Below are 15089 nucleotides of genomic sequence, written 5' to 3' on the forward strand. Positions count from 1 at the left end.
GCCGCCATGGGCACCTTCAACCGGCTAGCCTCATGCCTTCCCCCCCTGATGACCGCCCTGGGCGGAGCCGGGTGGCTGTTGTCGGCGGGCCTAGCACTCGCCGACAGCGACGATCGGTACGAGATCTGGGCCCTGGATCAGGGCACCCACACCATTCATATCTACGACCAGGCGCTGGAGGAGGTCTCGCGCATTGGCCTGGGCGATCACGGTGTGCGGGTACCGCACATGATCGACTTCACCTCCGATGGGCGCTATGCCTTCACCGCCAATGTGGGCAGCGGTGACGTGGCCGTGATCCGCACCGAGGACCGCAGCGTGGTCGAGATCATCGCCACCGGGCCGCGCACGCACATGGCCGGGGTGCGTCCCGGCGACGAGGTCGTGGTGGCCGACATCATCGGCAATGCCGACATCGAGCGGGACGGCCGGTTGGTCGAAATCCAACTGGACCTGGAAAACGAGCGATTCGAGCTGGGACGAGTGCTTCACATCGCCCAGGACCCGATCTTCGCGGCCAAGGCCGAGGCCTTCAACGACGTGGCGGCCATCTGCCACTTCGATACGGCAGACGGCTCACGCACCTTCGTCACCCTGGGGCCGGCGCTGCCCAACGGCGGCCTGGTGGTCGTGGACAACGCCAGCTTCACGCTGGAAAAGGCCTGGGGACCCGAGGAGCTGCAGACCAACTGCGGTACCATGCTGACCCCGGATGGGCGACATATGCTGGTCAATGGGGGCGGCGGGGAGGTCGGCGTGTGGCACGCCATCGACGTCGAGACACTGGAGGTCGTACGCCAGGACATGAGCAGCCAGGGCATTGATGCCCACGGGGTGCGCAACCTGCCCAACGGTGAGGAAATCTGGATGGTCAACCGCGGCTCCTCGAACGGCATCGTCATCGACGCCAACACGCTCGAGGTGATCGACACCCTGGCCGACACCGGCAAGACTCCCGATATTCTCGACTTCTCGCCCGATTCCCGCTTTGCCTTCGTGACCCTTCGCGGCCCGGAGCCGGTCTCCATGCCGCACATGGCCCAAGGGGAAACCCCAGGCTTCGCGGTTATTGATGTCGCGACCCGCGAGGTGGTGTCCATCATTCAGCCCGCGGAGGGCGACCCGCAGAGCGACTTTCACGGCATCGGGGTACGGACACTCCCCTGACGACATGCGGGGTGCCGGGCACGCTGAGCAGTCCCGGCCACCTGCAGCCTTCCCGCGGGTTCGGTAGTCGATGAGCCGATGCTCCCGACTGCTTGCCACGCTTCTTCGCAGGTCGGATAGCGAGCATTGCCTTTGAAGAAGTTGGCTAATGGCCAATCCAGATGCCGGAGCGACTGCTACAGGCAGAGGTTGGGGACCTCGGCCAAAAGGGGCGTGTCCGGCTGTATTCCTCGTGGATCGGCCTGCGAAATGTAGGGCGGTCCCGCAGCGGTTATGATGATGACCTGCCAGCAGGGAGCCGCCATGACCACCACCCAGCCACTACCCCTTTCCACCCCCAGCCGCAACCTGATGCGCCTGACCATCGTGCGCGGGATCACCTGGACCGGCTTCCTGGTCGGCGTCATCGTCGGTGTGGAACTGCTCGGCTTCGAGCTGCGGGTCAAGGCGGTGATCGGGGTGGTGCTGGCCATGGCGCTGGTCAACCTGGCCACCTGGTGGCGGCTGGGACGCCATCGCGTCGTCTCCCACGCCGAATATCTGGCCCACCTGCTGGCCGACGTGGCAGGCCTCACTCTGCTCTTCTACTTCACCGGCGGCTCCAGTAACCCCTTCATCACCTACTACCTGGTGCCGGTGACCATCGCCGCCGCCACCCTACCCTGGCGTTACGCCTGGATCATCGCCACATCGGCGCTGCTGGCCTACTCGCTGCTGATGGTGCATTACCACCCGGTGCCACAGCTGGCCCACGGGGGCCATGCCGACCAGGGCGTCAGCCTTCACGTGCTTGGCATGTGGCTGAATTTCGCCCTGTCGGCGGGGCTGGTGACCTTCTTCATCTACAAGATGGCCCATGCACTGCGCAGCCGGGAGCAGGCGCTGTCACGCACCCGGGAAGCCGCCCTGCGCAACGAACAGGTGCTGGCCGTGGCCACCCAGGCGGCGGGCACCGCCCACGAATTGGGCACCCCACTCTCCACCATGGCGGTGCTGCTGACCGAGATGCGCGACGACGCCCGAGACAATCCTGCGCTGGTCAAGGACATCGAACTCCTGCGCAAGCAGGTGGACACCTGCAAGTCACGGCTGCGACAGCTGGTCGAGAACGCCGACCGGCGGCGCATGGGCGAGCCCCAGGTGCGCGATGCTGAAATGTGGCTGGCCGCGGTGGTGCAGCGCTGGCTGGTGCTGCGTCCCGACGTCAGCCACCGCCTGGAGGTGGCCGAGCGCCGCGGGCGGCCCTGGATCTCGGTGGATACCACCCTGGAGCAGGCGCTGACCAACCTGCTCAACAACGCGGCCGACGCCAACCCCGACAATATCCTGATCGGCCTCGACTGGAACGCCGAGGAGGTGATCGTCGACATCCGCGACCATGGCCCCGGCGTCGCCCTGTCCATCGCCGATCAGCTCGGCGAGACCTTCGTTTCCACCAAGAGCAAGGGACTGGGCATCGGCCTGTTCCTGACCCACGCCACCATCAACCGCCTCGGCGGCGGCGTGAGCCTGTACAATCACCCCGAGGGAGGCACCCTGACCGAAGTGGTGCTGCCGCGCAGTGATCCGGCCAGTTGAGCCAGCCATCACCCGGAAACACGAGGATGCCATGCAAGAGCCAACCACAGCCGAACGGCTGCTGATCATCGACGATGACGAGATGTTCTGCCACGTGCTGGACCGCGCGATGCGCCGTCGTGGCTTCGAGGTGCTGGTGGCCCATGACGCCGAGCAGGCCCTGGCCCTGGCGCACCAGCAGCAACCGACGCTGGCCACCCTGGACCTGAAGCTGGAGCATGACTCCGGCCTCATGCTGCTGCCGGATCTGCTGGAGGTGGTACCGGAGTGCCGGGTGGTGGTGCTGACCGGCTATTCCAGCATCGCCACCGCCGTGGAGGCGATCAAGCTGGGTGCGGTGAACTACATGTGCAAGCCGGCAGACGCCGACGAGGTGCTGGCCGCCTTCGACAGGGAGGTCGGCAATCCGGAAACGGGGGTAGCCGAGCAGCCACCCTCGATCAATCGGCTGGCCTGGGAGCACATCCAGAAGGTGCTGCAGGAGCACGACGGCAACATCTCTGCCACGGCCCGGGCACTGGGGATGCACCGGCGCACCCTGCAGCGCAAGCTGCAGAAGCGGCCGGTGCGGCGCTGAAAGCTGGAAGCTGGAAGCTGGAAGCTGGAAGCTGGAAGCTGGAAGCTGGAAGCTGGAAGCTGGAAGCTGGAAGCTGGAAAACAGTGTGCTACCAGCAACCCTAGAGTAAAGGGGTTTTTCTTCCAGCTTCAGGCTTACGCCTCAAAGCTCCGGGCGAAGCCCGGTCATTGGGCCGTCCAGCCCAGGTCGATGTTCCAGCTCGACCCGGTGACGGCGCCGGCAGAGTCCGAGGCCAGGTAGGCGACGAGCTCGGCCACCTCGCCCGGTTCGATCAGCCGCTTCACGGCGGCATTCTTGAGCATGATCTGCTCGATCACTTCCTGCTCCCCCATGCCATGCAATTTCGCCTGATCGGCGATCTGATTGTCCACCAGCGGGGTCTTCACGTAGGCCGGACAAATGGCGTTGGCCGTAATCCCCTGCGCACCGCCCTCGAGCGCTGCGGTCTTGGTCAAACCGATCATGCCGTGCTTGGCACTGATATAAGCGGACTTGCCGGGCGAGGCCACCTGGGCATGCACCGAGGCGATGTTGATCACCCGGCCCCAGCCATTCTCACGCATGGAGGGCCAGGCTGCCTGGGTGAGCAGAAAGGGCGCGGTGAGCATCAGGTCGATGATCTGGCGCCACTTCGCCTCGGGAAACGCCTCGATGGGCGCGACGTGCTGGATACCAGCATTGTTGACCAGGATGTCCACACGACCGAAGCGGCGAATGGCCTCGGCCACCGCGGCCTTGCAGGCCTCGCCGTCAGTGAGGTCCGCCTCGAAGAAGGCCGCGCCGGCGCGCTCTGCCACCTCGGCGCCCACCGGATTGAAGTCCACGGCCAGCACCTGGTGGCCCAGCTCGCAGAAATGACGCACCACGGCTTCGCCGATGCCGCTGGTAGTGCCGGTCACCAGCGCGACGCGGGGGATGAAAGTGGCGGATCCTGTCATGGACGACTCCTTGTAAGGGAAACTCGGGCTCGCAGTGATACAGCGCAACCAGCATAAGGCCGGGCCGCGTCAGGCGCCACCTTCGCCCTCCTCGCCGGCGGCCATCACTCGCTCCATCAGCTGCTGGGCGAGCCGACTGGCCGCCTGGCGGCTGGCGACATCGGAGAGGTCGTCGAGCAGCACCAGCCGCCTGCACCACCGCCCCTCATCCAGCCGGGCCGTCTCCAGAGGATAGTCCCCCGAGGGCACCGCCAGCCAGTGCCGAGCGTCTGTCGCCGGCATCTCGCCGGGCTCGCCGGCCGGCACCATCACCAGCCACAGCGACACCGGCGTCACCAGGGCACCGACCAGCTGCTCACCCAGCTCTGGATCGTCGTGCTGCTGGAAGCAGAGGGCATCGGCGGCCAGGCGCGGGTTGAAGACCGGAGAGGCCTTGGCGTCGCGTAGCTGGGTACGGGTCCAGGCCTCGGCCAGCTCACGCAGGCGGGCGTACTGATCGGGAGTCAGGGCATGCATGCAGGGGTCCTCGGCAAATGCCGCCGCAGTATAGCGCCGCCCTCCCCGAGGTACAGCCTGGCCTGCTATGCTGGAGAACCGTCATCAGCGAGCCCATGGAGCCCCTCATGACCGAAGCCGAACGCCTGGTCCTGGCCGTCGAGATCGCCCGGGAGGCCGGCGAGATGATCCGCGTGGCCCGGGATCAGCAGACCTTTGGCCATCGCTACAAGCACGGCCAGGAACTGGTCACCGACGTGGATGTCGCCGTGGACACCCATATCAGCGAGCGGCTCGAGGCCAGCTTCCCCGGCGAGGCGCGACTCAGCGAGGAACTGGCCCCGGAGCGCGACGTGCTGAGTGACGATGCCCCGCTGTGGGTGGTGGATCCGATTGATGGCACCGTCAACTTCGCCCACGGCCTGCACCACGTGGCGGTCTCCATCGCCTGGGCGGTGGCCGGCCAGGTTCGCCTCGGCGTGGTCCATGCGCCCTTCCTCGGTGAGACCTTTACCGCCCTGGCCGGCCGGGGCGCCCAGTGCAACGAGCGCCCCATCCAGGCCAGTCGCAGCGGCAACCTCGAGCACTGCCTGGTGGGCACCGGCTTTCCCTACCGGCGGGACAGCCGCCCGCCGCTGATGCGTCGTCTGACGGCCGTCCTCCACCACTGCCAGGACGTGCGACGCAACGGCTCGGCGGCGCTGGACCTGTGTGACGTGGCCTGCGGACGGCTCGATGCCTACTACGAGAGTGTCTCCCCCTGGGATTTCGCCGCCGGCTGGTTGATCGCCCGGGAGGCCGGCGCCCGCACCGGTCATCTCTACCCACCCCCCACAGGCTTCCCCGAGGATCTCTACGGCGAGAACCTGCTGGTCACAAGCCCTGGTATCCACCGCGAACTGGGCGAGCTGCTGCGCCGTGCCGACGCCGGTGAGCCTGGATAGGCTGGGCCATCCGCCATCTGATCCACGTGTCGATAGGGCGCACCAATGGCGGGACTTGATCCCGGCTATTGGCGCACTCAGCGGCGATCCGTCACAATGCGCCATTCGATCACCTCCCCACCAGGAGTCTGCATGCTTGTTGTCATCTTCGGCCGCCCCGGCTGCCCCTTCTGCGTCTTCGCCAACGAACTGGCTACCCGGCTACAGGATACCGGTGCCATCGAGGGCTTACGCTACGTGGATATTCAGGCGGAAGGCATCACCAAGGCCGACCTGGAAAAGACCATCGGCAAGCCGGTGCATACCGTGCCGCAGATCTTCATCGACGAGACCCCGATCGGCGGCTACACCGAATTCGAGCAGTACGTGCGCGAGCACCGCCTGCTGGAGCCGGCCCGCAGCGTCTGACCCGCCGAGCTAAACCTCCCTGCTCGCCTCGAATACGGTCGGCTGGGCGAAAGCGTCATCCCGGCGTTGAAAGGCCTGTGGGGCCCTCTGCCTATACTTCCCGCCAGCATCCACGACAAGGGAAGCCATCGATGCAGAGGGAAGAGTTCGTCCAGCAGCTGTGGCTGGACTTTATCCATCAGCACCCGGATGTGGGCGCCCTGAGGCTCTGGCCGGTAGACGCCCCGGCGGAATATCTGGCACTGCTGACGCTTAATCACGGCCCCTGGTGCATGGATGCCCTGCTGCCCAGCCTTGCGCGCCTTGGCTATCGCCCCGCGCATCGCCACGCCATGGCCGACCGCGGTCTGCTGGTGGCGCTGCTCTCGCCGCCCGACGACGGCCCGTGGCTGGTGCTGGCCGAGCTTCAGCTTGGCACCCTTTCCCGGGAACCCCGCCAGCGCCTCGGATCGCTGATGGCCCTGGCGCCCAAGGCCGATCAACGCGGCCAGAACCTGCTGTGCCGCGGCCGGCCTTGGCCCATGCCGGACTGGACCACCTACCAGGCGCTCCATGCGGCCCACCCCATGGCTGGCCTGCTCGCCGTCAATGGTCCACGCCTGCACCATGCCGGCTTCGACTGCCAGCGCCTCGGTGATTCCCTGGCGCATTTTGACGCCCGGCTCAGCGACAATGGCTTCCCCGGTAGCAGCGATCGGCAACACGGCATCTTCCCGGTATCGGGGCTGCTGGATTACCGCTTCTACCCCGCCTGTTCACAGCGCCTACCCTTCGCCGATGGCGACGAGCACCGCATCGACAGCGGTGGACTGGCGCTGGTGCAGAAATCGGTGAGCGCCAACCAGGACCGCGCCGTGGAACTGCTGCTACCCCACCACACCCGCTGCGAGATCGCCTGAGCGACATTGTCCACGCCGCCCTCTCTACGACGCCATAACGACGCCGGCCCGGACGCATAACGTCCGGGCCGGCGAGGCTCACGCCTGGGGTGATCAGTCGAAGGTCATCTCCGGCACGTGGTCGGGTACGACCAGCTTGCCGGCGGTCTTTTCGACGATCTCCTCCACGGAGACGCCCGGGGCGCGCTCCTTGAGGTGGAAGGCGCCGTCCTTGATCTCCAGATAGGCGAGATCGGTCAGCACCCGGTTGATGCAGCCCGCGCCGGTCAGCGGCAGGTTGCACGACTCGAGGAGCTTGGATTCGCCGTGCTTGGAGGCGTGGGTCATGGTGCAGATGATATTCTCGGCGCCGGCCACCAGGTCCATGGCGCCGCCCATCCCCTTGATCAGCTTTCCGGGGATCATCCAGGAGGCGATGTTGCCGTTCTGGTCGACCTCGAAGGCGCCCAGCACGGTCAGGTCCACGTGGCCACCGCGGATCATGGCGAAGGACTCGGCCGACGAGAAGATCGCCGCCCCAGGACGGGCGGTGACCGTCTCCTTGCCGGCGTTGATCATGTCCGGGTCGACTTCCGCCTCGGTGGGATAGAGCCCCATGCCCAGCAGGCCGTTCTCGGACTGCAGCATGACGTCGATGCCGTCGGGGATGTAGTTGGCCACCAGGGTCGGGATGCCGATGCCCAGGTTGACGTAGAAGCCGTCTTCGAGTTCGCGCGCCACGCGCTGCGCCATCTGTTCGCGAGTGAGTGCCATCTTGTTGCCTCTTGTGTTCGGTGGAGAAGCGATCGTTGAATGCGCCGGCGGTGAGCGCCGGCCGTCACGGGCCTCAGCCCTCGCGCACGGTGCGCTTCTCGATGCGCTTCTCGAAGCTGCCCTGGATGATGCGGTCGACATAGATGCCCGGGGTGTGGATCTGGTCGGGCGTGAGCTCGCCGGGCTCGACGATCTCTTCGACCTCCACCACGGTGATCTTGCCCGCGGTAGCCGCCATCGGGTTGAAGTTCTGGGCGGTGTCGCGATAGACGACGTTGCCGTAGCGGTCGGCCTTCCAGCCCTTGACGATGGCGAAGTCACCCACCACCGACTCCTCGAGGATGTAGTGACGCCCGTTGAACTCGCGCACTTCCTTGCCCTCACCGATCGGCGTGCCGTAGCCAGTGGCGGTGAAAAAGGCCGGGATACCGGCGCCGCCGGCACGCATCTTCTCGGCCAGAGTGCCCTGGGGAGTGAGAATCACCTCGATCTCGTCGTTGAGCATCTGCCGCTCGAACAGGGCGTTCTCACCGACGTAGGAGGCATGAATCCGGCTGATCTGCTTGTCTTCCAGCAACACGCCCAGGCCGAAGCCATCGACGCCGCAGTTGTTGGACCACACCGTCAGGTCCTTGACGCCGCGACGCTTGATCTCGGCGATCAGGTTCTCGGGGATCCCGCAGAGCCCGAAACCGCCGGCGATCACGGTCATGCCGCTCTCGATGCCGTCCATTGCCTCTTCGTAGGAGTACACACGCTTGTCGAATCCGGCCATAGTGGCGCCTCGTGTTGTTGTGGGATGAATATCGCAGGTTGATGTGATGTCGTATTCCAGTGTTGCTCGCCGCAATATATTTGTTAAGTTTGTTTTTCTTATCGATTGATAACATCAGCCAATAAATTGGACCTTGGTAGCATGCGATGACCGTCAAGCAGCTCCGCGCCTTTCTCGCCGTGGCCCAGACCCTGAGTTTCACCCAAGCGTGCGAACAACTCCACCTTTCCCAGCCGGCACTCAGCCTGGCGATCAAGGGACTCGAGGAGGGCCTCGGCGGTCGCCTACTGATCCGCAGCACCCGCAGCGTACGCCTCACCCCGGAGGGGGAGTCGTTGGTGCCCCTCGCCAAGCGCCTGCTCGCCGACTGGGATAACACCGAGGAGCTGCTGCGCCAGCGCTTTACCCTGCAGCTCGGCCGCCTGACGGTCGCCACCATGCCGTCCTTCGCCAGCAATCTGCTGCCCCCGGCGCTGATGGCCTTCCGTAGCCGGCATCCGCGGATCAACGTCACGGTTCACGATGTGATCAACGAGCAGGTCATCGAGATGGTACGCGATCGCCAAGTGGAACTGGGGGTCGCCTTCGAGCCGGAGGCGGCGGGCAGCCTCGCCTTCACGTCGCTATTCGTCGACCGCTTCGTGGCCGTGGTGCCCCCCCGCTCGCTGCTGGCTCGCCACGAAAGGCTGAGCTGGGAGACACTGCTGACCCACGACTTCATCGCGCTACAGCGCCCCTCCATGGTCCGCCGGCTGCTCGAACAGCAGCTCGGCGAGCGCGGCATTCGCCTACCGTCGGCCTTCGAGAGCCACCAGCTGGCCACCGTGGGGCGCATGGTGGCCAGCGGCCTCGGGGTCAGCGCGGTGCCCTCCCTGTGCGCACAGCAGATGGAGGAGCTCGGTGCCCGCTGCCTGCCGCTGGATGACCCGGCTATCGAGCACGCCGTCGGCATGCTCACCCACGGCGAACTCTCCGCCGCCGCCCTCGCCCTGCGCCAGGTACTGGTGGAGACGCTCGGCTATCCCACCCAGGAGCGCGACTAAGGACGCTGGGCAGCCGCCCGGCGATCCTTTAGCATTGCCGCATCCGAACCTCCCCCGACCCTTGGCCCACGGAGTGACGCATGCCGACCCTCAAGGGCGTCGTCAGCCTTCTGCTGCTCACCCTCAACACCCTGTTCTGGGGGGGGCCCCTGATCCTGCTCACCCTGGTCAAGCTGGTGACTCCCGGGCGTGCCCTGCGCCGGCGTGTGCTGCAGGGGCTCAACGCCTTGGCCCTCAACTGGATCGGCGTCAACCTGTGGTGGATGCGCCGCTGGCTCAAGCCACGCTTCGAACTCGAGATTCCCGAGGGGCTCAGTCGGGAGCAGTGGTGGCTGGTGATCTCCAACCACCGCAGCTGGACCGATATCTTCGTGCTGTTCTTCGCTCTGCATCGGCGCATCCCCATGCCGCGCTTCTTCCTCAAGCGTCAGCTGATCTGGATCCCCATCGTGGGGCTCGCCTGGTGGGCCCTGGAGTACCCCTTCATGCGCCGCATGAGCGCGGAGCAGCGTGCCCGTCACCCCCACCTGGCGCGGCGCGACCAGGAGGCCACCGAACGGATGTGCCGTCGTGCCCGGGAGGCCCCCATCGCCATCTTCAACTTCCTCGAGGGCACACGGTTCACGCCGGACAAGCTCGAGGCCCAGGGGGCGCCCTTCCGCGAGCTGCTGCGCCCCAGGGCCGGCGGCATCGCCCAGGTGCTCAGCCTGCTCGGCGATCGCCTGGAGGGGATCCTCGACGTGACCCTGAGCTACGACAACCCAGACCCCACCTTCTGGGGCTTCCTGTGCGGGCAGGAGCAGCGCGTCGTCATGAAGGCACGCATCCTGCCAATACCCGACTGGATGCTCGAGGGAGACTATCAGGACGATCCGGACTTCAAGGAGCGCTTCCACTCATGGCTCAACGCCCTGTGGCAGGAAAAGGACGACTCGCTCTCGCGCTGATGCTGGTGGCGCTGCTGCTGGGCGGCTGTGCCTCGCGGCCCGACGCCCCTGCCAGTGCGCGCACCTCCAGCACTGCCGAGGGCAGCGGCTGGGTGGTCGTTCAGCGCGGCGACACCCTGGGCGAGATCGCCCGACGCGGCGGCGTGCCCCTGGAGCGCCTGCAGCGCTTCAACCCCGACGCTGATTCGAGGCGACTCGCCGTGGGCCAGCGTCTGCTGATGCCGACCCAGCAAGAGCGCGCCCCTTCCGGGGGCCCCTACCGCTACCAGGTCCGCCCTGGCGACACCTACTCGAGCATCGCGCGGCGTTTCGGCACTCGCTCTTCGCGCATCCAGGCCGCCAACCCCGGCGTCGAGCCCACCGCCCTGCGGGTCGGCCAGGTGCTTCAGGTGCCGTTCGCAGGCGGCACGGCCACCGCCGGTCGCTCGACATCCGCCGGCGCAAGCAGCGGTTCGGCTAGCGCCTCGCCCACCCCGCGCGCCAGTCTTCCCGACCCCGGCGACCTCCCCCGCTCGGCCCGCAACTGGCTCTGGCCGCTGGAAGACTACCGTATCGTGCGTGCCTTCGGCGCCGACGGGCGCGGCACCCTGCAGCCGATGCTGCTGGCCACCGATCGCGGCGCACAGGCCCGCGCGGTCGCCGATGGCGAGGTACGCTTCGCCGACAGCATGCGTCAGCTTGGCGAGGTGGTGATCATCCATCACGCCGAAAACCTGCAGAGTGTCTACGCCCTGTGCGAGACCCCCCGGGTCACCAACGGCGACCGCGTCAGCCGCGGCACCCCGGTGTGCGAGGTCGGCTACAGCAGCGCAAGCGAGCGCTACGACCTGCTGTTCGACCTGCGCCACGGCGGCAAGCCCATCGACCCCCGTCGCGTGCTGCGCTGAGACGCGTCATGTAACCGTCACCCCGGGGTCGCCGGGGTGTCATCGCGCTTGTCCATTCTCGTCGGGTGATGGGGCCCATGAGGGGGCCGCCACGCAGCGGGGATGCACATGCGTATCTGTCTGGTCAGCGAGACCTGGGCGCCGGAGATCAACGGCGTCGCTCACACCCTGGGCCATCTGAGCCGGGAGGCCGTCGCCCGCGGGCATCGATTACAGCTGGTGCGTCCCACCCCGGCCACCCCTGCCCCCCCGCGCAGCGATGGCATGGAGGCCGAGTTGCAGGTGCGCGGCGTCTCACTGCCTGGCTACCGGGAGGTGCGCCTGGGCCTGCCCGCCCCGAGACGCCTCACGCAGTTCTGGCTGGAACAGCGCCCCGACGTGGTCTATCTGGCCACGCAGGGGCCGCTGGGGTGGTCGGCCCAGGGCGTCGCCGGACGCCTGGCCATTCCTTGCGTTGCCGGGTGGCACACCAATTTCGACCACTACTGCCATGACTACGGCGTTCCCTGGCTGAGTGGCCCGGTGCGACGCCGGCTGCGCACCTTCCACAACCGCAGCCAGGCCACCCTGGTGCCGACGCACCAGCAGGCCGACGACCTGACGACAGACGGCTTCAGGGGCGTGCGCGTCATGGCTCGCGGCATCGACGGCGAACGCTTCTCGCCGGCCCACCGCGACCCCGAGCTGCGCAAACAGTGGGGCGCCGGCGAACACACCCCGGTCATTCTCCACGTGGGACGCCTGGCCCCGGAGAAGAACCTGGCACTGCTGCGCGATAGCTGCGTGGCACTGAACGAAGCCAGCCCCGACGCCCGCATCGTCATCGTCGGTGACGGCCCCGGACGGCGCGCCCTGGCGGCATCCCTGCCCCATGCCCACTTCACCGGGTTCATCCCCGCCGAGGCATTGGCCAGCCACTACGCCAGCGCCGACCTCTTCCTGTTCCCCTCGCTCTCCGAGACCTGGGGCAACGTGCTGCTCGAGGCCATGGCCAGCGGCCTGGCCACCATAGCCTTCCGTCATGCCGCCGGCATCGAACTGATCGATCACGACCACAGCGGCCTGGCGCTGGCGGTGGATGACGCCAACGGCTTTCGGGAGGCCGCCGTCACACTCTGCCAGCAGCCGGCGCGACGCTCCCGCCTGGGTCGCAATGCCCGCCTTCGTGCGCTGGCCTACGGCTGGCCGGCGATTGCCGACACCTTCCTCGACGCCCTCATCCATGCCCGGGAGACACCCCATGGAAACTCGCGCCCCCGCCCTGCTTGACCGCCTCGACCTGCTGGAGTGGCGGCTCTGTCAACGCATTGGCCGCCTCACACTCTATCGGCCCTGGCTCGCCCTGCTGCGCCTGGCCAGCAAGCTCGGCGACTGGCCCGCCTGGGTGGCGCTCGCGCTCGCCCAGCCGTTGCTTCACGAAACCGGCGGCTGGCAGTACCTGACCCAGTACCTGCTCACGGCGCTGGCCGCCATCGGCGTCTATCGCCTGGTGAAGACACGCCTGTGTCGCGAGCGACCCTTCATCACCTTCGTGGGCAATGTGCGTTGCCGCGAGCCAGCGCGGGATCGCTACAGCTTTCCCAGCGGGCACACCATGCATGCCGTGATGTTCCTGGCGCTGACCGCGAGCCATGTGCCTTGGCTGGCGCCCTGGCTGGTGCCACTGGTCGGCCTGGTCGCCCTCTCCCGGGTCGGCCTAGGCCTGCACTACCTGAGTGACGTGGTGGCCGGGGCCCTGCTCGGCCTGCTGTTCGCCTGGGGCAGCCTGGCCCTCGTCGGCTAACGTCCGCCGTGGCATCCTTGAGAGATGCCGACCGAGATCCTGCTGCCAGACCCACCCCTGTGGCTTGCCGCTCCCCTGCTGGGGGAGCCCGACGCCACGGGGCTGTTTGAAACACTCGATGCCGAACTCCCCTGGCAGCGACCCAGCCTGCGCCTCTACGGTCGAGAACGTCGCATCCCGCGCAGCCAGGTATGGATGGGCGACCCCGAGGCGAGCTACCGCTACTCAGGCCGGAATTTCCTTCCCGAGCCCTGGCATCCGGCCGTTGCCGACCTCCGGGACCGGGTGATCGACGCCCTGGCGGCATCTGGCTCCGCCTGCCACTTCAACAGCGTGCTGCTCAACCGCTATGCGGGTGGCGAGGAGCGCATGGGTTGGCACAGCGACGACGAACCCGAGCTCGGCCCCGACCCACTGATCGCGGCGGTATCGCTGGGCGCCGAGCGCCCGCTGCGCTTTCGCTTCAAGCCGGGCGTGGCCCCGTCGAATGACGCGGGGCCCACCCAACCCTTCAATGTCTGGCTGCCCCACGACAGCCTGCTGGTGATGGGGCCGGGCGTGCAGCGCAGGTTGCAGCACGCCCTGCTGCCGCGACGGATTCCCGGGCTGCGCATCAGCCTGACGTTCCGCCGAGTGCATTGCTGAGCGCACTTGCTAGCGGATGCCACCGTCCTCGATTTACTCAGCCGAGACTCAGATAACGGTATAAAAACCGCGCTCACCAAACGCATCGCCGCCACCCGAAGGTGGCCGCTTGCCATCACCCATCACCGTCGACGATCAGCCGCGATGGTAACCCGGTGTCACGAAGGGCATCCTTGTGACCGTCATCGGCAGGCGCTTGCCGCGCACATCGGCAAAGATCTCGGTCCCGATCTCCGCCTGGGCTAGGGCGACATAGCCCATGGCCACCGGCTGGCCGATGCTGGGACCGAAGCCGCCGGAGGTGACGATGCCGATGCGGTTGCCGTCGGCGTCGAACAGCTCGGCGCCCTCGCGCACCGGGGCACGCCCCTCGCCGAGCAGTCCGACCCGCTTGCGCCGGTGGTTCTTGATCTCTACCTGATGGAGGATCACATCCGCCCCGGGGAAGCCGCCGGCGCGTTCACCGCCGCGGCGACGCGGCTTGCCGATGGCCCAGATCAGGCCCGCCTCCACCGGGGTGGTCTCGGTATCGATGTCGTGGCCATAGAGGCACAGCCCCGCCTCCAGGCGCAGCGAGTCCCGCGCCCCCAGACCGATCGCCTTCACCTCGGGCTCCTCGAGCAGGCGACGGGCCAGCGCCTCGGCCTGCTCGGCGGCCACCGAGACCTCGAAGCCATCCTCGCCGGTATAGCCGCTACGGCTGACCCACACCGGGATGCCATCGATCTCGAAGTGGCCGTGCTGCATGAAGACCATTTCGCAGGCCGCCGGGCACAGGCGCGCCATGACATCGGCGGCCCTGGGGCCCTGCAGGGCAAGCAGTCCGCGGTCGAGCACCTCGATCTCATGCCCCTCGGAGAGGCCGCGACGCAGATGAGCAATGTCCTGCTCCCTGCAGGCGGCATTGACCACCAGATAGAGATGGTCGCCGGCGTTGACCACCATCAGGTCGTCGAGGATGCCGCCCTCCTCGCTGGTGAACAGCGCATAGCGCTGCCACCCCTCCTCGAGCCCGACGATATCCGCCGGCACCAGGGTCTCCAGCGCCTCGCCCGGGGCCGGCCCACGCAGCAGCAGCTGCCCCATATGGGACACATCGAACAGGCCGCAGGCGCTGCGGGTATGCTCGTGCTCCTTCTTGACACCCAGCGGATACTGCACCGGCATCTCGAAGCCGGCGAAGGGCACCAGCTTCCCGCCCAATTCCCGATGCAGCGCATGCAGCGGGGTGTGCTTGAGCTCGCTCATCT

At 67.2% G+C, this 15089-nt stretch carries 17 protein-coding genes; 12 read left to right on the forward strand and 5 right to left on the reverse strand.

What is annotated here, in order from left to right:
- Nucleotides 1-6: 6 nt before the first annotated feature.
- The 3 genes from ACM26W_RS10135 (at nucleotide 7) to ACM26W_RS10145 (ending at nucleotide 3322) form a co-directional block, all read left to right on the forward strand.
- Complete coding sequence (locus ACM26W_RS10135) at nucleotides 7-1167, forward strand: YncE family protein (RefSeq protein ID WP_416140703.1); 1161 nt, start codon at nucleotides 7-9, stop codon at nucleotides 1165-1167.
- Nucleotides 1168-1470: 303 nt separating this feature from the next.
- The gene (locus ACM26W_RS10140; protein WP_416140704.1) at nucleotides 1471-2745 is read left to right on the forward strand and encodes an ATP-binding protein; all 1275 of its coding nucleotides are present in this window, start codon (nucleotides 1471-1473) and stop codon (nucleotides 2743-2745) included.
- A 31-nt stretch (nucleotides 2746-2776) separates the two neighbouring features.
- A complete protein-coding gene (locus ACM26W_RS10145; RefSeq protein WP_416140705.1) occupies nucleotides 2777-3322 on the forward strand; it encodes a response regulator transcription factor in 546 nt (181 codons plus the stop codon).
- A 164-nt stretch (nucleotides 3323-3486) separates the two neighbouring features.
- Here ACM26W_RS10145 and ACM26W_RS10150 read toward each other — a convergent pair whose 3' ends face one another.
- The gene (locus ACM26W_RS10150) at nucleotides 3487-4260 is read right to left on the reverse strand and encodes a 3-hydroxybutyrate dehydrogenase (protein WP_416140706.1); all 774 of its coding nucleotides are present in this window, start codon (nucleotides 4258-4260) and stop codon (nucleotides 3487-3489) included.
- Between the two features lie 69 nt (nucleotides 4261-4329).
- Nucleotides 4330-4776, reverse strand: coding sequence for a [NiFe]-hydrogenase assembly chaperone HybE (gene hybE, locus ACM26W_RS10155; RefSeq protein ID WP_416140707.1), 447 nt, complete (start codon nucleotides 4774-4776; stop codon nucleotides 4330-4332).
- Between the two features lie 107 nt (nucleotides 4777-4883).
- Here hybE and ACM26W_RS10160 point away from each other — a divergent pair, with 107 nt between their 5' ends.
- From ACM26W_RS10160 to ACM26W_RS10170, 3 genes are all read left to right on the forward strand, one after another.
- Nucleotides 4884-5699, forward strand: coding sequence for an inositol monophosphatase family protein (locus ACM26W_RS10160; RefSeq protein ID WP_416140708.1), 816 nt, complete (start codon nucleotides 4884-4886; stop codon nucleotides 5697-5699).
- A 132-nt stretch (nucleotides 5700-5831) separates the two neighbouring features.
- A complete protein-coding gene (locus ACM26W_RS10165; protein ID WP_416140709.1) occupies nucleotides 5832-6107 on the forward strand; it encodes a GrxA family glutaredoxin in 276 nt (91 codons plus the stop codon).
- Between the two features lie 131 nt (nucleotides 6108-6238).
- The gene (locus tag ACM26W_RS10170) at nucleotides 6239-7006 is read left to right on the forward strand and encodes a DUF1338 domain-containing protein (RefSeq protein WP_416140710.1); all 768 of its coding nucleotides are present in this window, start codon (nucleotides 6239-6241) and stop codon (nucleotides 7004-7006) included.
- A gap of 93 nt (nucleotides 7007-7099) precedes the next feature.
- Here the strand turns inward: ACM26W_RS10170 and ACM26W_RS10175 are convergent, their stop codons facing one another.
- Together ACM26W_RS10175 and ACM26W_RS10180 are read right to left on the reverse strand one after the other, a co-directional pair.
- Nucleotides 7100-7759: a CoA transferase subunit B gene (locus ACM26W_RS10175; RefSeq protein ID WP_416140711.1), complete on the reverse strand. Its 660-nt coding sequence runs from the start codon at nucleotides 7757-7759 to the stop codon at nucleotides 7100-7102.
- A gap of 73 nt (nucleotides 7760-7832) precedes the next feature.
- Nucleotides 7833-8534, reverse strand: a complete 702-nt coding sequence (locus ACM26W_RS10180) for a CoA transferase subunit A (protein ID WP_416140712.1) — start codon at nucleotides 8532-8534, stop codon at nucleotides 7833-7835.
- Nucleotides 8535-8680: 146 nt separating this feature from the next.
- Here ACM26W_RS10180 and ACM26W_RS10185 point away from each other — a divergent pair, with 146 nt between their 5' ends.
- The 6 genes from ACM26W_RS10185 (at nucleotide 8681) to ACM26W_RS10210 (ending at nucleotide 13839) form a co-directional block, all read left to right on the forward strand.
- A complete protein-coding gene (locus tag ACM26W_RS10185) occupies nucleotides 8681-9577 on the forward strand; it encodes a LysR substrate-binding domain-containing protein (RefSeq protein ID WP_416140713.1) in 897 nt (298 codons plus the stop codon).
- 80 nt (nucleotides 9578-9657) lie between these two features.
- Nucleotides 9658-10524: an acyltransferase gene (locus ACM26W_RS10190; RefSeq protein ID WP_416140714.1), complete on the forward strand. Its 867-nt coding sequence runs from the start codon at nucleotides 9658-9660 to the stop codon at nucleotides 10522-10524.
- Nucleotides 10476-11411: a LysM peptidoglycan-binding domain-containing protein gene (locus ACM26W_RS10195; RefSeq protein WP_416140715.1), complete on the forward strand. Its 936-nt coding sequence runs from the start codon at nucleotides 10476-10478 to the stop codon at nucleotides 11409-11411. Before ACM26W_RS10190 ends, ACM26W_RS10195 begins: the two co-directional genes overlap by 49 nt.
- 108 nt (nucleotides 11412-11519) lie before the next feature.
- The gene (locus tag ACM26W_RS10200) at nucleotides 11520-12680 is read left to right on the forward strand and encodes a glycosyltransferase family 4 protein (protein ID WP_416140716.1); all 1161 of its coding nucleotides are present in this window, start codon (nucleotides 11520-11522) and stop codon (nucleotides 12678-12680) included.
- Nucleotides 12652-13194, forward strand: coding sequence for a phosphatase PAP2 family protein (locus ACM26W_RS10205; RefSeq protein ID WP_416140717.1), 543 nt, complete (start codon nucleotides 12652-12654; stop codon nucleotides 13192-13194). The genes ACM26W_RS10200 and ACM26W_RS10205 overlap by 29 nt, the downstream gene beginning before the upstream one ends.
- Nucleotides 13195-13218: 24 nt before the next feature.
- A complete protein-coding gene (locus ACM26W_RS10210; RefSeq protein ID WP_416140718.1) occupies nucleotides 13219-13839 on the forward strand; it encodes an alpha-ketoglutarate-dependent dioxygenase AlkB family protein in 621 nt (206 codons plus the stop codon).
- Between the two features lie 135 nt (nucleotides 13840-13974).
- Here the strand turns inward: ACM26W_RS10210 and gcvT are convergent, their stop codons facing one another.
- Nucleotides 13975-15087 (reverse strand): glycine cleavage system aminomethyltransferase GcvT, encoded by a 1113-nt coding sequence (gcvT, locus tag ACM26W_RS10215; protein WP_416140719.1) that lies wholly within the window; start codon nucleotides 15085-15087, stop codon nucleotides 13975-13977.
- Nucleotides 15088-15089: the final 2 nt, after the last annotated feature.

Origin of the sequence: Halomonas sp. HK25, assembly GCF_047795635.1 — a bacterium.
Taxonomy (GTDB): domain Bacteria; phylum Pseudomonadota; class Gammaproteobacteria; order Pseudomonadales; family Halomonadaceae; genus Halomonas.

Bases quoted from the DNA above. Each gene is read 5' to 3' on its own strand.
- ACM26W_RS10175 (WP_416140711.1), bottom strand. From the start codon at position 7,759: ATGGCACTCACTCGCGAACAGATGGCGCAGCGCGTGGCGCGCGAACTC.
- ACM26W_RS10165 (WP_416140709.1), top strand. From the start codon at position 5,832: ATGCTTGTTGTCATCTTCGGCCGCCCCGGCTGCCCCTTCTGCGTCTTC.
- ACM26W_RS10180 (WP_416140712.1), bottom strand. From the start codon at position 8,534: ATGGCCGGATTCGACAAGCGTGTGTACTCCTACGAAGAGGCAATGGAC.
- ACM26W_RS10150 (WP_416140706.1), bottom strand. From the start codon at position 4,260: ATGACAGGATCCGCCACTTTCATCCCCCGCGTCGCGCTGGTGACCGGC.
- ACM26W_RS10135 (WP_416140703.1), top strand. From the start codon at position 7: ATGGGCACCTTCAACCGGCTAGCCTCATGCCTTCCCCCCCTGATGACC.
- hybE (WP_416140707.1), bottom strand. From the start codon at position 4,776: ATGCATGCCCTGACTCCCGATCAGTACGCCCGCCTGCGTGAGCTGGCC.
- ACM26W_RS10185 (WP_416140713.1), top strand. From the start codon at position 8,681: ATGACCGTCAAGCAGCTCCGCGCCTTTCTCGCCGTGGCCCAGACCCTG.
- ACM26W_RS10210 (WP_416140718.1), top strand. From the start codon at position 13,219: ATGCCGACCGAGATCCTGCTGCCAGACCCACCCCTGTGGCTTGCCGCT.
- ACM26W_RS10160 (WP_416140708.1), top strand. From the start codon at position 4,884: ATGACCGAAGCCGAACGCCTGGTCCTGGCCGTCGAGATCGCCCGGGAG.
- ACM26W_RS10195 (WP_416140715.1), top strand. From the start codon at position 10,476: ATGGCTCAACGCCCTGTGGCAGGAAAAGGACGACTCGCTCTCGCGCTG.
- ACM26W_RS10145 (WP_416140705.1), top strand. From the start codon at position 2,777: ATGCAAGAGCCAACCACAGCCGAACGGCTGCTGATCATCGACGATGAC.
- ACM26W_RS10190 (WP_416140714.1), top strand. From the start codon at position 9,658: ATGCCGACCCTCAAGGGCGTCGTCAGCCTTCTGCTGCTCACCCTCAAC.
- gcvT (WP_416140719.1), bottom strand. From the start codon at position 15,087: ATGAGCGAGCTCAAGCACACCCCGCTGCATGCGCTGCATCGGGAATTG.
- ACM26W_RS10205 (WP_416140717.1), top strand. From the start codon at position 12,652: ATGGAAACTCGCGCCCCCGCCCTGCTTGACCGCCTCGACCTGCTGGAG.
- ACM26W_RS10170 (WP_416140710.1), top strand. From the start codon at position 6,239: ATGCAGAGGGAAGAGTTCGTCCAGCAGCTGTGGCTGGACTTTATCCAT.
- ACM26W_RS10140 (WP_416140704.1), top strand. From the start codon at position 1,471: ATGACCACCACCCAGCCACTACCCCTTTCCACCCCCAGCCGCAACCTG.
- ACM26W_RS10200 (WP_416140716.1), top strand. From the start codon at position 11,520: ATGCGTATCTGTCTGGTCAGCGAGACCTGGGCGCCGGAGATCAACGGC.